Origin of the sequence: Psychrobacter sp. L7, from assembly GCF_002810365.1 — a bacterium.
Classification (GTDB): Bacteria; Pseudomonadota; Gammaproteobacteria; order Pseudomonadales; family Moraxellaceae; genus Psychrobacter; species Psychrobacter celer.
This window is the reverse complement of sequence record NZ_NEXR01000010.1, coordinates 437,849-452,050: the sequence shown is the minus strand read 5'-3', so window position 1 is coordinate 452,050 and position 14,202 is coordinate 437,849. Positions and strand designations below refer to the sequence as shown.

The following is a 14,202-nucleotide window of genomic DNA, read 5'->3' as shown; positions in this document are numbered from 1 at the left end:
CATGAAAGGTAGTGCCACCCAAGCCCTAAAAGGCGACGAAGGCAAATACGGCGAACCAGCAGTCGTAGAACTACTAAACACCCTAGACACCTACATCCCAGAGCCAGAGCGTGACATCGACAAAGCATTCCTAATGCCAATCGAAGACGTATTCTCAATCTCAGGTCGTGGTACCGTTGTAACTGGCCGTGTTGAATCAGGTATCGTAAAAGTTGGTGACGAAATCGAAATCGTCGGTATCAAAGACACCCAAAAAACCACCTGTACTGGTGTTGAGATGTTCCGTAAGTTGCTAGACGAAGGTCGTGCAGGCGAAAACTGTGGCGTACTACTCCGTGGTACCAAGCGTGAAGACGTACAACGTGGCCAAGTACTAGCCAAGCCAGGTTCAATCACCCCGCACACCAACTTCGACGCCGAAGTATACGTACTATCAAAAGAAGAAGGTGGTCGTCATACTCCGTTCCTAAACGGCTATCGTCCACAGTTCTACTTCCGTACCACTGACGTAACTGGCGCAATCCAATTACAAGACGGTACAGAAATGGTCATGCCTGGTGACAACGTTGAGATGAGCGTAGAGCTTATCCACCCAATCGCTATGGACAAAGGCCTACGTTTTGCTATCCGTGAAGGTGGCCGTACTGTAGGTGCTGGTGTGGTAGCTAACGTTAAAAACTAAGCGATACTGATCTCAGCACAAGCTGACACAAAGTATTGAGTAGTGAAAAGCCATCCTTTATAGGGTGGCTTTTTTTGTGGAAGTTGTAGGGGTTATGGGGGTTTATTGGAAAGGGGTAGGGAAGGTGGTACTTCATAAAAGTATGTTTTTTAAAGCTATAACTATCAATAACTACAGTAAGTAAAAATACCGTTCTTTTTTGTTTTTAGTCTATTGTGTTTTTTATGAGAGCTTGCTATATTAACGCTGCTTCTAATAAGTCAGTTGGGACATCGATTTTTACTTATTTATTTACTTAAGTAAGACTGATGTAGCCACAAAATGACTAAGAGCAAAGCTCGGTAAAAACGATAATTTTACCGCTAAGGGCTTGCATTCTATGCTAAATATTGTATAATGCTGTCCTTTACACCCATAGGCGATTGGCTCAATTGGTAGAGCATCGGTCTCCAAAACCGAGGGTTGTAGGTTCGAGTCCTACATCGCCTGCCATCTTCTTATCACATCTTTGTTGTACCTCACCATCTCCGAAGCGAGTTCTTTATGAGCAATAATCAAGATAACCTCGAGAATAAGTTATCTGATGCCAAGGCGACGGCGAGCTCGATGCTGACTAAAGGTAAGCACGTCTCAGCAGGCAATAAGACCACTGCGGTCGAGGTTGCTAAGACAGGCTCAATCAAAGATTTGATTTTGTGGCTTGTAGCCGCAGTAGTATTAATTGCAGCAACATTGGTCAATCAGTATTTACCCGGTTATTGGCAGCCAGCCAACGATGTCTGGGTGCGTATTGGCATCATTGTTGCTTTGGTTGTGGTTGCCTTGGTGTGTTTGGCCTTAACCCATCAGGGTCGCGCTTTTAAAATCTTACTAAAAGACGCTGCGGTTGAGCTACGCCGAGTGACCTGGCCGAGTAAAGACGAAACCTTTCAATACACATGGCAAGTGCTTGTTGTGATTGCGATTGTTGGGTTCTTTATTTGGTTGTTGGATAACTTTTTTAATTGGTTCGTTGGTATCTTTATTGGCTAGTCACACGTATTAGTGGGCAAGACCAAAATGGACAGATAACGACTTATTTATAATGATCAGGAGCGTGATATGCGTTGGTATATTGTCCAAGCATTTTCAGGATATGAAAAGCAAGTACAGCGTTCATTAACTGATCGTATCAACCGCAGTGAGTTTGCTGATTCGTTCGGTGATGTGTTGGTGCCGACAGAAGAAGTCGTCGAAATGAAAGACGGCAAAAAGCGTAAGAGTGAGCGTAAATTCTTTCCAGGATATGTATTGATCCAGATGGAAATGAATGATAACACGTGGCACATCGTCAAAGACTGTCCACGTATTATGGGCTTTATTGGCGGTACGCCAGAGATGCCAGCACCTATCACGCAGGCAGAAGCGGATCGTATTTTGAACCGTCTGAATCAGACTGAAGCTGACCCACGTCCTAAGACGCTCTTTGAGCCAGGCGAAGAATTATTGGTCATTGATGGTCCATTCACTGACTTTAAAGGGTTGGTAGAAAAAGTGGATTATGAAAAGTCTAAACTACATCTGACCGTAAACGTATTTAATAGGCCGACTCAGGTCGAGCTTGAGTTTAGTAAAGTTGAAAAACTAGACTAAACCTATAAAGTTCATTAACCGGGGAGCTGTTTTTCGATAAGGTTTCTACCATGTTGATTTGGCGCTATCACCCATTTAGGAGAATATCATGGCTAAGAAGATTGATGGTTACATCAAACTGCAAGTGCCTGCAGGTAAAGCAAACCCTTCACCACCGATTGGTCCAGCTTTGGGTCAAAAAGGCGTGAACATCATGGCGTTCTGTAAAGAATTTAACGCTGCGACTTCATCTCAAGAGCCGGGTCTGCCGATCCCAACTGAGATCACTGTTTATAGCGATAAATCTTTTACTTTCATCATGAAGTCACCACCAGCTGCGTTTTTACTACGTAAAGCTGCTGGTATCACGAAAGGTTCTGGTACGCCAAACACCGCAAAAGTCGGTAAAGTTGACCGTGCACAACTAGAAGAAATCGTGAAAACTAAAGACGCAGATTTGACTGCTGCTGATCTTGACGCTGCTGTTCGTACCATCGCTGGTACCGCTCGTTCAATGGGTATTACCGTGGAGGGTGTGTAAATGAGTAAACTTACTAAGCGTCAAAAGCTAATCGCTGATCGCGTTGAAAACGAAAAGCTATACACTCTTGAAGAAGCGGTTCAAATCCTAAACGATTTACCACCTTTGAAGTTCAAAGAGTCTATCGACATCGCAGTAAACTTGGGCGTTGACCCACGTAAATCTGACCAAGTCGTTCGCGGTGCTACCAACTTGCCTGCGGGTACTGGTAAAACCAAACGCGTTGCCGTATTCGCTCAAGGCGCTGCTGCTGAAGCCGCCAAAGAAGCTGGTGCAGACGTTGTAGGGTTTGAAGACCTAGCAGAAGACATTAAAGCCGGTAACATGGACTTTGACGTTGTTATCGCAGCTCCAGATGCGATGCGTGTGGTGGGTCAACTAGGTACTATCCTAGGTCCACGTGGCCTAATGCCTAACCCAAAAGTTGGTACAGTAACGCCAAACGTTGCGGAAGCTGTGGCCAATGCCAAAGCTGGTCAAGCACAGTACCGTGTTGACAAAGCGGGTATCATCCACACCACTATCGGTCAAGTTGGTTTCACGACTGAACAAGTTACCCAAAACGTTCAAGCATTGATCTCAGATCTAAAGCGCGCTAAGCCTGCGACGTCTAAAGGTACATTCATTAAGAAAATCACCTTGTCTAGCACCATGGGCCCAGGCATCACTATCGATCCTGTTCCTTATCGCGTGGCTAAATAGTTTTTTGTATAAAAATTACTCGATATTCAACGATTTTGAATAAAGAGTCCATATTGTTTTAAAGAATTAGGTCAGCGTAGCAAACGCTATGCTGTCTAAGACCGTAGGTAGAGAGCGGTTTTACGTCATTATTAAGTGGTCTTTTGATAGCTAGTGATGACGGTAAGCTGCTTTTGTTAATCGACGACAGATGAAAATCTTAGTTGTCCTACGCAGACGGTGACCCACCCAGTTGTTGATAAGAGCCGATAAACCGGTATTTATACCAAGCTATCACTCGATGTCAGTCTGATAACGGTGCCGTAATCAGTCGTTATGAATAAACTCTATTTTTAGAAGTTATGAATAACGTGTCGTATCAAGTCTATCTTAGCTGATCGTTTTTAACTAAAAGATGAGCGGATTGATAAGATTAAAGGAGTCAACTTATGGCATTAACGCTAGAACAAAAACAACAAGTTGTGGCTGAAGTGTCTGAAGTTGCTGCTAATGCTTACTCAGCAGTAGCTGCCGAATATCACGGTATTGGTGTTGCACAGCTTACTAAGCTGCGCGAACAAGCTCGTGAAAAAGGCGTCGTTTTGAAAGTGGTGAAAAACACCCTAGCAAAACGCGCATTTGAAGGCACTAATTTTGAGAGCATGTCAGACCGTATGACTGGTCCACTACTTTTGGCTTTCTCTATGGAAGATTTGGGTTCTGCTGCCAGAGTCGTTTTCGACTTTAGCAAAGAAAACAAAGCGTTAGAGACCAAAATAGTATCAGTCGGTGGTGAAGTTTATGGTCCAGAAGAGCTAGAGCGCGTATCGAAGCTACCAACTCGCGACGAAGCAATCTCTATCTTGATGGCAACTATGAACGCACCAGTGACCAAGCTTGTCCAGACTATGAACGCTGTTCCTGGCAAGTTCGTTCGCACTGTAGCGGCAATCAAAGACGCAAAAGAAGCTGCTTAATTGCTTGTTTTAACGTAACTTTGACATCGCTGGTTGTACTGTATTGCCAACTCTATTTAAACATTTGGCAAGCAATCCAAGCGATATTAAAATCAATTAATTTTTATCAGATAACGGAGAGTTCTCATGGCACTATCTAAAGAAGATGTGTTAAACGCAATCGCTGAAATGTCAGTAATGGACATCGTTGAGCTAATCAGCGATATGGAAGAAAAATTCGGCGTAACTGCTGCTGTTGCTGCTGCTGCACCTGCTGCCGCTGCTGCTGGTCCAGCTGCTGAAGAAAAAGACGAGTTTGACGTTGTTCTTGCTAGCTTCGGCGACAAGAAAGTTGGCGTTATCAAAGCCGTACGTGAAGCAACTGGTCTTGGCCTAAAAGAAGCAAAAGATTTGGTTGAAAGTGCTCCAGCACCAATCAAAGAAGGCGCATCTAAAGCCGAAGCTGAAGAGTTGAAAAAGAAACTTGAAGAAGCTGGTGCAACTGTTGAACTAAAATAAGTTTAACGCTGTACGAAAAAAAAGCTGGTAATGCCTTGCATTGCCAGCTTTTTTTTACTATAATTCGTAGCTTGACCTTTTGTGTCTGCCAACATACGTATGCAACATCACGGTGGATACCCATCAAAAGGACAGACGATATACATGCAAGCACACATGCCAGTTTTTAAAATCAGTGATATGAGCTAAACGTCTTAAGATGTTTGGCGTTTTTTTGTGTCTGCATGCTTTTCCATTAACGCTATAGTTTACACTGATTCTAAAAGTTATAGTTATCCCCAATATTATTAGTTCTAATAAGCTGTTTATCTTAGGTTATTCATTTTGCATGGTTGTACTGTCAGTATGTAGGCTCGTAGACGGTAGATATCAGCGACGATATTGGTTTTGATGAGTGACAGCTGATGGGGTTTTGGCTGGATGGTCTAGGTAAAAGACCTATATGCTGATGACAAAACTTGATAAGGGTGCTAAGCCGGCACTGGTAGTAAAGTAGTCATTAACAAAAGATATAAACTGAACACGAACACCTGTTTTATATTAACGTTTACGTTGCTATGTTTGCATAGTATTTATGCACGCATGCCACGCTTTTAATTTGTTTCCACGTTTACTGTAAGGACTCTCGATGGCATATTCTTATACTGAAAAAAAGCGTATTCGCAAAAGTTTTGCTGAATTGCCCACTGTAATGGACATTCCCTATTTACTGTCTATTCAAGTAGATTCTTATGAGCAATTTTTGCAAGAGCACAAAAAGCCGAAAGCTCGTGAGAATACTGGTCTGCAAGCTGCCTTTTCATCTATTTTTCCGATTGAGAGTCATTCTGGTAATGCAGAGCTACAATTCGTTGAATATTACTTAGGCGAGCCTGAGTTTGATGAGCGTGAGTGTATCTTGCGTGGCTCAACGTTTGCAGCACCGATGCGTGTCAAGATCCGTTTGATTATCAAGGATAAAGACAGCAAAGACAAAGACAGTAAAGCGGCGATCAAAGACATCCGTGAGCAAAGCGTCTATATGGGCGAGATGCCACTGATGACTGATAACGGTACCTTTATTATCAACGGTACTGAGCGTGTCATCGTATCACAGTTGCACCGCTCGCCTGGTGTGTTCTTTGATCATGATAAAGGTAAGTCGCACTCAAGTGGTAAGGTGCTTTATAACGCTCGTATCATCCCTTATCGCGGCTCATGGCTTGACTTTGAATTTGATGCCAAAGACTTAGTTTTTGCTCGTATTGACCGTCGTCGTAAGTTACTTGCGTCTATTATCTTACGTGCGCTTGGTTTGACGACCTCTGAAATCTTAGACTTGTTCTTTGATAAAGTAAAAGTCTATAAGGGTGAAGAGCAGTTTGGGATTGATCTGGTCGCTGATCGTCTGCGCGGCGAGATGGCGCAGTTCGATATCGTGTCACCTGATGGTGATGTCATCGTCGAGCAGGGCAAACGTATCAATGCTCGCCGTATCCGTCAGTTAGAGCAAGTGGGTATGACGAAAATTGCTGTGCCTGATGAATATCTATACGAGCGTATTTTGGCTGAAGATATCGTGGTCAATGGTGAAGTGATTGCTCATGCCAATACGCTCATCGATCATGAATTACTGGTCAAGCTCAGTGCGTTCGAAGCCAGTGATGCACTCAAAGAGTTTAGCATTTTGTTCACCAACGATATCGATCAAGGCAGTTATATCGCCGATACGCTACGTGCTGATACCACTTCTAGCCGTGAAGAAGCATTGATTGAGATCTACAAAGTCATGCGCCCAGGTGAGCCACCAACGGTTGAGACTGCTGAAAAGCTGTTTGAGAGTATGTTCTTTAACGCCGATCGTTATGACTTGTCAAACGTCGGTCGTATGAAGTTTAACCGTCGCTTAGGTCTTGATTTTGAGGACACTGACGACGCTGATATCCAGCGTGCGCGTAGTGTGTTGACCAATGATGACATCATCAATGTGTTAAAAGAGCTGATTGAGATTCGTAATGGTCGCGGTGAAGTCGACGATATCGATCACTTAGGTAACCGCCGTATTCGTTCAGTGGGCGAGATGGCAGAGAACCAGTTCCGCGTTGGCCTTGTGCGCGTAGAGCGTGCGGTCAAAGAGCGTTTAAGCTCAGCAGAATCAGACAACTTGTCACCACAAGATTTGATCAACTCAAAACCAGTAGCAGCTGCTGTCAAAGAGTTCTTTGGCTCAAGTCAGTTGTCACAGTTTATGGACCAAAACAACCCATTGTCTGAAGTCACGCATAAGCGCCGTGTATCCGCGCTTGGCCCAGGTGGTCTGACCCGTGAGCGTGCAGGCTTTGAAGTACGTGACGTTCATGACACCCATTATGGCCGTGTCTGTCCGATTGAGACGCCTGAAGGCCCAAACATTGGTCTGATTAACTCACTAGCGACCTTTGCCAAAACCAACAGCTTTGGTTTCTTAGAAACGCCTTATCGCCGTGTGGTTGATGGCAAAGTAACTGACCAGATCGAATACTTATCTGCCATCGAAGAAGTTGGTACGGTCATTGCTCAAGCAGATTCGCCAGTGAATGAAAATGGTGAGCTGAGCGATGAGATGGTCAGCGTGCGTAGCTATGGTGAATTTGTCCGTATGCCACCAGAAAAAGTGACGCATATGGATGTGTCACCAAGTCAGGTAGTATCGGTCGCCGCAGGTTTGATTCCATTCCTAGAGCATGATGATGCTAACCGTGCATTGATGGGTTCAAACATGCAGCGTCAGGCGGTTCCGACCCTACGTGCGGATAAGCCGTTAGTGGGTACGGGTATGGAGCGTCACGTCGCGCGTGACTCTGGCGTATGTGTGATCGCCAAGCGTGGCGGTGTGATCGAAGACGTCGATGCCTCGCGTATCGTCGTGCGTGTCAACGAAGAGGAGATGGTCGCAGGCGAAGCGGGTATCGATATCTATAACTTGATCAAATACACGCGCTCAAACCAAAATACTTGTATCAACCAGCGCATCATTGTCAACCAAGGCGACGAAATCGCATCAGGGGATATTCTAGCTGATGGTCCATCAACCGATTTGGGTGAATTGGCGCTTGGTCAAAACATTCGTATCGCCTTTATGCCGTGGAATGGTTATAACTTCGAAGACTCGATTTTGCTTTCTGAAAAAGTTGTCAAAGAAGATCGCTTTACCACCATTCATATTCAAGAATTGACTTGTGTGGCGCGTGATACCAAGCTTGGAACAGAGGAAATCACTGCTGATATTCCAAACGTTGGTGAAGCGGCGCTCTCAAACCTTGATGAGGCAGGTATCGTTTATATCGGTGCTGAAGTAGACGCAGGCGACATCTTGGTTGGTAAAGTCACACCAAAAGGTGAGACGCAGCTCACGCCAGAAGAGAAATTGCTACGGGCTATCTTTGGTGAAAAAGCCGCGGATGTAAAAGACACCTCACTGCGGGTGCCAACATCAAGCAAAGGTACGGTCATCGACGTACAAGTCTTTACCCGTGATGGCGTCGAAAAAGACGCGCGTGCCAAAGCAATCGAGAAGTCGCAGCTCGATAGCTATCGTAAAGATTTAAAAGAAGAGCTACGTATCTTTGAAGAAGCGGCTCGTGGCCGTATCGGCACCTTGCTTGATGGTCAAAAAGTCAGTGGCGGTGCTGGTCTAAAAGCCGGCACAGTCATGGCGTTGGCTGACATGAAAGAGATGAGTCTTGAAACGCTGCTTGATATCCAACCAGTCGAAGAAGAGATCTCTGAGCGTCTCACGCAGATCGCTGATTACTTGGTCGATAAGCAAAAAGACATCGATGTGAAATTTGCAGAGAAAAAACGCAAATTAACGGCTGGTGATGACTTGCAGCATGGCGTCCAAAAAATCGTCAAGGTCTATCTTGCGGTGAAACGTCGTATCCAGCCAGGGGATAAAATGGCGGGTCGTCATGGTAACAAAGGTGTGGTATCACGCATCATGCCAGTCGAAGACATGCCATATGATGAGCATGGCAATACCGTTGACATCGTATTGAACCCGCTAGGTGTACCATCGCGTATGAACATCGGTCAGGTACTTGAGACGCATTTGGGTATGGCGGCTAAGGGCTTGGGTGAAAAGATTGACGGTATGCTAAAAGCGCAAGCGGCAATCAAAGAGTTACGTGAGTTTTTAGATAAGATTTATAACCAAGTCGGTGGTGAGTCAGTCGATCTAGACAGCTTGTCTGATGATGATATCTTGGCATTAGCAGACAATCTACGTGATGGCGTGCCGATGGGTACAGCAGTATTTGATGGTGCTCACGAGTATCAAGTCAAAGACTTGCTAGAGCTTGCTGGTATGGATCGTGATGGTCAGCAAACCTTGTATGATGGCCGTACCGGTCAGAAGTTTGACCGTAAAGTGACCGTGGGTTACATGTATATGCTCAAGCTTAACCACTTGGTCGATGACAAGATGCACGCGCGTTCAACGGGTTCTTACTCACTGGTCACCCAGCAGCCACTAGGCGGTAAAGCACAGTTCGGTGGTCAGAGATTCGGTGAGATGGAAGTATGGGCACTAGAAGCGTACGGCGCAACCTACACGTTGCAAGAGATGCTGACAGTGAAATCAGATGACGTCGAAGGCCGTACCCGTATGTACAAAAACATCGTCGATGGTGAGCAGTACATGGATCCAGGTATGCCTGAGTCATTCAACGTACTGACCAAAGAAATCAAATCACTGGGTATTAATATTGAGTTAAAACAAAGCAACTAAACCCAAAGCAGAAAGATTGCTGTTTAACCTAGTTGTCAACCAAAAGTAGTACGCTTATGGCGACTACTTTTGGTGATTTGTCTCAACCCGATTCATTGCCTTCATTCATCTAACTTGGCGTCGACAATATGCTGTTAGATGATTATAAAGATAACGGAGAAGCAACTTGAAAGATTTACTCGATATCATGCAAAGCCCTACCGCTAGCGGTAATCAAGAGTTTGATAGTATTCAAATTACCTTAGCCGCCCCTGATGTGGTTAAGTCGTGGTCACATGGTGAAGTTAAAAAGCCAGAAACAATCAACTACCGTACGTTTAAGCCTGAGCGTGACGGTCTATTTTGTGCCAAAATTTTTGGCCCAGTCAAAGACTTTGAATGTTTGTGCGGCAAGTACAAACGCCGTAAGTTTCAAGGCGTTATCTGTGAGAAGTGTGGCGTAGAAGTCACCACCGCCAAAGTTCGCCGTGATCGTATGGGTCACATTGATCTTGCAAGCCCTGTTGCGCACATTTGGTTCTTAAAATCTCTGCCAAGCCGCATCGGTCTACTGCTCGACATGACCCTACGCGATATCGAACGCGTTCTATACTTTGAGAGCTATATCGTCACTGAGCCTGGCCTGACTTCTTTAGAGAAGTACCAGCTGCTCGATGATGAAGACTACTACAAAGCCCTAGAAGAGTTCGGTGACGAATTCACTGCCAAAATGGGTGCAGAAGCGGTACAAGACCTGCTCAAAGACATCGATATCGATATCGAGATTGATGAGCTGCGCGAAGCGATCCCGCAAACAGGCTCTGAAACCAAGCTCAAAAAGATGTCTAAGCGCCTAAAACTATTAGAAGCGTTCCGTGACTCGAACAACAAGCCTGAGTGGATGGTAATGAATATCTTACCAGTATTGCCACCAGACTTGCGCCCACTGGTACCACTAGAAGGCGGCCGTTTTGCGACATCAGATCTAAACGATCTGTATCGCCGCGTCATCAACCGTAACAACCGTCTAAAGCGTCTGCTCGAGCTAAGTGCACCTGATATCATCGTACGTAACGAAAAACGTATGCTACAAGAATCAGTCGATGCCTTGCTTGATAACGGTCGCCGTGGTCGTGCAATTACTGGTAGTAACAAGCGTCCATTGAAATCTTTGGCAGATATGATCAAAGGTAAGCAAGGCCGTTTCCGTCAAAACTTACTTGGTAAACGTGTTGACTACTCTGGTCGTTCGGTCATCGTGGTTGGTCCGACCCTGCGTCTGCATCAGTGTGGTCTACCGAAGAAAATGGCACTTGAGTTGTTCAAGCCATTTACTTACAACAAGCTACTATCGCATGGCCTAGCCACAACGATTAAAGCTGCCAAAAAGATGGTAGAGCGTGAAGAGCCGCAAGTATGGGATATGCTGGCCATGGTTATCCGTGAGCATCCAGTCCTACTAAACCGTGCGCCAACGCTTCACCGTTTGGGTTTACAGGCATTTGAGCCGGTGCTTATTGAAGGTAAAGCGATCCAATTGCATCCGCTGGTTTGTACCGCGTTTAACGCTGACTTTGATGGTGACCAAATGGCCGTACACGTGCCATTGACGCTAGAAGCTCAGCTCGAATCGCGCGCATTGATGATGTCAACCAACAACATCCTATCGCCAGCCAACGGTGATCCAATCATCGTACCCTCACAGGACGTTGTACTTGGTCTGTATTACATTAGCCGCTCGTCGATCAATGCCAAAGGCGAAGGCATGATATTTTCGACCGTCAACGAAGCTTTGCGTGCCATTGGTTCAAACGACTTGCATGTCAACGCAAAAATCAAAGTGCGTGTGACAGAAACGCACGTCGATGCAGAGGGCAACGAAAGCAAAGAAGTCACTCTAAAAGATACAGTGGCTGGTCGTTTGCTTATCTGGAACATCATGCCACAAGGCATGTCGTTTGATGAGTGCAACCAAGAGATGACCAAAAAGAACATCTCGCGTTTGATCAACTCTTGCTACCGTAAAGTCGGCGTCAAAGAAAGTGTCATGTTTGCTGACCAATTGATGTATCTTGGTTTTGCTCAAGCGACATTATCAGGCGTATCAATCGGTATCGATGATATGGTGATTCCGCCGCTGAAAAAACAAATCATCGAAACCGCCGAAGCGGAAGTTCGCGAAATCGAAGATCAGTTTGAGCAAGGTTTTGTGACCGCAGGTGAGCGTTATAACAAAGTCGTCGATATCTGGTCGCGTACCAACGATAAAGTCGCTAAAGCGATGATGGATAACTTGGCGACCGATAAAGTCATCAATGCCCAAGGCGAAGAAGACGAGCAAAAGTCATTTAACTCTATCTTTATCATGTCAGACTCTGGTGCTCGTGGTAGTGCCGCGCAGATTCGTCAGCTTGCTGGTATGCGTGGTTTGATGGCAAAACCAGATGGCTCAATCATTGAGACACCGATTAAAGCTAACTTCCGCGAAGGTTTGACCGTACTACAGTACTTTATCTCGACGCACGGTGCGCGTAAAGGTCTGGCTGATACTGCCCTAAAAACGGCTAACTCAGGTTACCTAACGCGTCGCTTGGTCGATGTGGCGCAAGATTTGGTTGTGACCAGCGAAGACTGTGGTACCGAAGAAGGCTTACTCATGAAGCCGCACATCCAAGGTGGTGAGATCATCGAAAAACTCGGTGAGCTTGTTCTTGGCCGTGTGACCGCGCGTGATGTGACGTATAATGACGATCCGTCAAAAGTCTTGATTCCAGCGGGTACGTTGATTGATGAGCATTGGGTAAATGTGCTAGACAATAACGCCATTGATGACATCTGGGTACGTTCAGTGATCACCTGTGAAGTTGAGCATGGCGTGTGTTCACAGTGTTATGGTCGTGATCTGGCTCGTGGTCATAAGGTCAATATTGGTGAGTCAGTCGGTGTCATGGCAGCGCAGTCAATTGGTGAGCCTGGTACCCAGTTGACCATGCGTACCTTCCACGTGGGCGGGGCGGCAAGCTCAGCATCTGTGGACAACAGCATCTCAGCACGTAATGCAGGTCAAGTGCATTTTGAAAACATGAAAACAGTTGAACACACTGATGGCCACTTGGTTATCGTCTCGCGTTCAGCAGAGCTTGCGTTGACCGATGAGCTTGGTCGTGAGCGTGAGCGCTATAAAGTGCCTTATGGCTCAAGCGTTCTGGTGAAAAACGAAGAGCAAGTCGAAGGTGGCCAGACCATCGCTAAATGGGATCCACACACGCACCCAATTATCACAGAGTTTGCCGGTACGGCACGCTTTAGCGATATCATTGATGGTTCGACAGCGACGGTCAAAGTCGATGATGCAACAGGTATGAGCTCGTTTGAGATTTTAGCGACTCGTGACCGCTCAAGCTCGGCTAAAGATTTGCGTCCTGCTATCATCTTGAATACGGATGAAGGCAAAGAAGTGGTTTATTTCTTGCCAGCGGAAACCATCATCCGCGTCAGCGACGGTGAAAAAGTAGCCGCAGGTTCGGTATTAGGCCGTGTACCACAAGCGTCATCAGGTACCAAGGATATTACCGGTGGTCTACCACGTGTGGCTGATTTGTTTGAAGCACGTCGTCCAAAAGATCATGCCATCATGGCAGAGATGACTGGTGTGGTCAGCTTTGGTAAAGAAACCAAAGGGAAAAACCGCTTTATCATCACCAATGAAGATGGTGAAGTGCATGAAGAGCTAATCCCGAAATGGCGTCAGATCAACGTCTTCGAAAACGAAACCGTTGCTCGCGGTGAGATCATCGCTGATGGTCCGCAAAACCCGCACGATATCTTACGTCTAAAAGGTCAAACCGCCCTTGCTGATTATATCGTTAACGAAGTACAGGACGTCTATCGTCTGCAAGGTGTAAAAATCAACGATAAGCACATCGAAGTTATTATTCGTCAGATGCTGCGCAAAGTTGAAGTGACTGATGGCGGTGATTCAAACCACTTTAAAGGCGATCAGGTCGAGTACGCGGATATCAAAGCGTTAAATAGCAAACTTGAAGCCGAAGGTAAGTTCCCAGTACAGTACGAGCGTCAATTGCTTGGTATCACCAAAGCAAGTCTGGCAACAGAAAGCTTTATTTCAGCGGCGTCGTTCCAGGAGACTACTCGTGTCCTAACTGCTGCTGCGGTAACAGGTAAAGTTGATGAGCTACGTGGTCTAAAAGAAAACGTGGTCGTTGGTCGCTTGATTCCTGCTGGTACGGGACTTGCTTATCACAAAGCCCGTAAAGAAAAAGCAGAGCAAAAACTGCAAGAGTCAGATCTAAACGCAGCTTTTGATATGACGGCCAGCACCGATAGTAAAGACTTTGCAAGCTTTGATGAAGCCTTTGCGCAAGAGCTAAATCAAGATAATTAATTGTCTTTGATGTCTTATCACTGTCAAAAAAGCCAGCCTATGTTGCTGGCTTTTTTGTGCACGTACAAAAGTCAGAAAGAC

Annotated in this window: 9 protein-coding genes and 1 tRNA gene; all 10 read left to right on the top strand. The window is 45.7% G+C overall.

What is annotated here, in order from left to right:
* On the top strand, positions 1-682 hold a 682-nt coding region (locus CAP50_RS11595; protein ID WP_241900758.1), incomplete at its 5' end, for an EF-Tu C-terminal domain-related protein.
* A 416-nt stretch (positions 683-1,098) separates the two neighbouring features.
* Positions 1,099-1,174: transfer RNA gene (locus CAP50_RS11590), tRNA-Trp, on the top strand.
* Between the two features lie 51 nt (positions 1,175-1,225).
* On the top strand, positions 1,226-1,714 hold the full coding sequence (gene secE / locus CAP50_RS11585) for a preprotein translocase subunit SecE (protein WP_100750084.1): 489 nt from the start codon (positions 1,226-1,228) through the stop codon (positions 1,712-1,714).
* A 69-nt stretch (positions 1,715-1,783) separates the two neighbouring features.
* On the top strand, positions 1,784-2,314 hold the full coding sequence (gene nusG / locus CAP50_RS11580; RefSeq protein ID WP_075100322.1) for a transcription termination/antitermination protein NusG: 531 nt from the start codon (positions 1,784-1,786) through the stop codon (positions 2,312-2,314).
* Between the two features lie 88 nt (positions 2,315-2,402).
* Entirely contained in the window at positions 2,403-2,834 is a 432-nt protein-coding gene (gene rplK, locus CAP50_RS11575; protein ID WP_075100323.1) for a 50S ribosomal protein L11, read from the top strand.
* Positions 2,835-3,536, top strand: coding sequence for a 50S ribosomal protein L1 (rplA, locus tag CAP50_RS11570; RefSeq protein WP_075100324.1), 702 nt, complete (start codon positions 2,835-2,837; stop codon positions 3,534-3,536).
* Between the two features lie 428 nt (positions 3,537-3,964).
* Positions 3,965-4,492, top strand: coding sequence for a 50S ribosomal protein L10 (gene rplJ, locus CAP50_RS11565; RefSeq protein ID WP_075100325.1), 528 nt, complete (start codon positions 3,965-3,967; stop codon positions 4,490-4,492).
* Positions 4,493-4,618: 126 nt separating this feature from the next.
* Positions 4,619-4,990 carry a 50S ribosomal protein L7/L12 gene (rplL, locus tag CAP50_RS11560; RefSeq protein ID WP_075100326.1) on the top strand — a complete coding sequence of 124 codons (372 nt, stop codon included), beginning with the start codon at positions 4,619-4,621 and terminating at the stop codon, positions 4,988-4,990.
* A 628-nt stretch (positions 4,991-5,618) separates the two neighbouring features.
* Positions 5,619-9,737 carry a DNA-directed RNA polymerase subunit beta gene (gene rpoB, locus CAP50_RS11555; protein ID WP_100750083.1) on the top strand — a complete coding sequence of 1,373 codons (4,119 nt, stop codon included), beginning with the start codon at positions 5,619-5,621 and terminating at the stop codon, positions 9,735-9,737.
* 166 nt (positions 9,738-9,903) lie between these two features.
* Positions 9,904-14,121, top strand: a complete 4,218-nt coding sequence (gene rpoC, locus CAP50_RS11550) for a DNA-directed RNA polymerase subunit beta' (protein WP_075100328.1) — start codon at positions 9,904-9,906, stop codon at positions 14,119-14,121.
* Positions 14,122-14,202 lie beyond the last annotated feature (81 nt).

Excerpts from the sequence above, each read along its gene's own strand:
- nusG (WP_075100322.1), top strand. The coding sequence starts at position 1,784 with ATGCGTTGGTATATTGTCCAAGCATTTTCAGGATATGAAAAGCAAGTA.
- rpoB (WP_100750083.1), top strand. The coding sequence starts at position 5,619 with ATGGCATATTCTTATACTGAAAAAAAGCGTATTCGCAAAAGTTTTGCT.
- secE (WP_100750084.1), top strand. The coding sequence starts at position 1,226 with ATGAGCAATAATCAAGATAACCTCGAGAATAAGTTATCTGATGCCAAG.
- rplJ (WP_075100325.1), top strand. The coding sequence starts at position 3,965 with ATGGCATTAACGCTAGAACAAAAACAACAAGTTGTGGCTGAAGTGTCT.
- rplL (WP_075100326.1), top strand. The coding sequence starts at position 4,619 with ATGGCACTATCTAAAGAAGATGTGTTAAACGCAATCGCTGAAATGTCA.
- rplK (WP_075100323.1), top strand. The coding sequence starts at position 2,403 with ATGGCTAAGAAGATTGATGGTTACATCAAACTGCAAGTGCCTGCAGGT.
- rplA (WP_075100324.1), top strand. The coding sequence starts at position 2,835 with ATGAGTAAACTTACTAAGCGTCAAAAGCTAATCGCTGATCGCGTTGAA.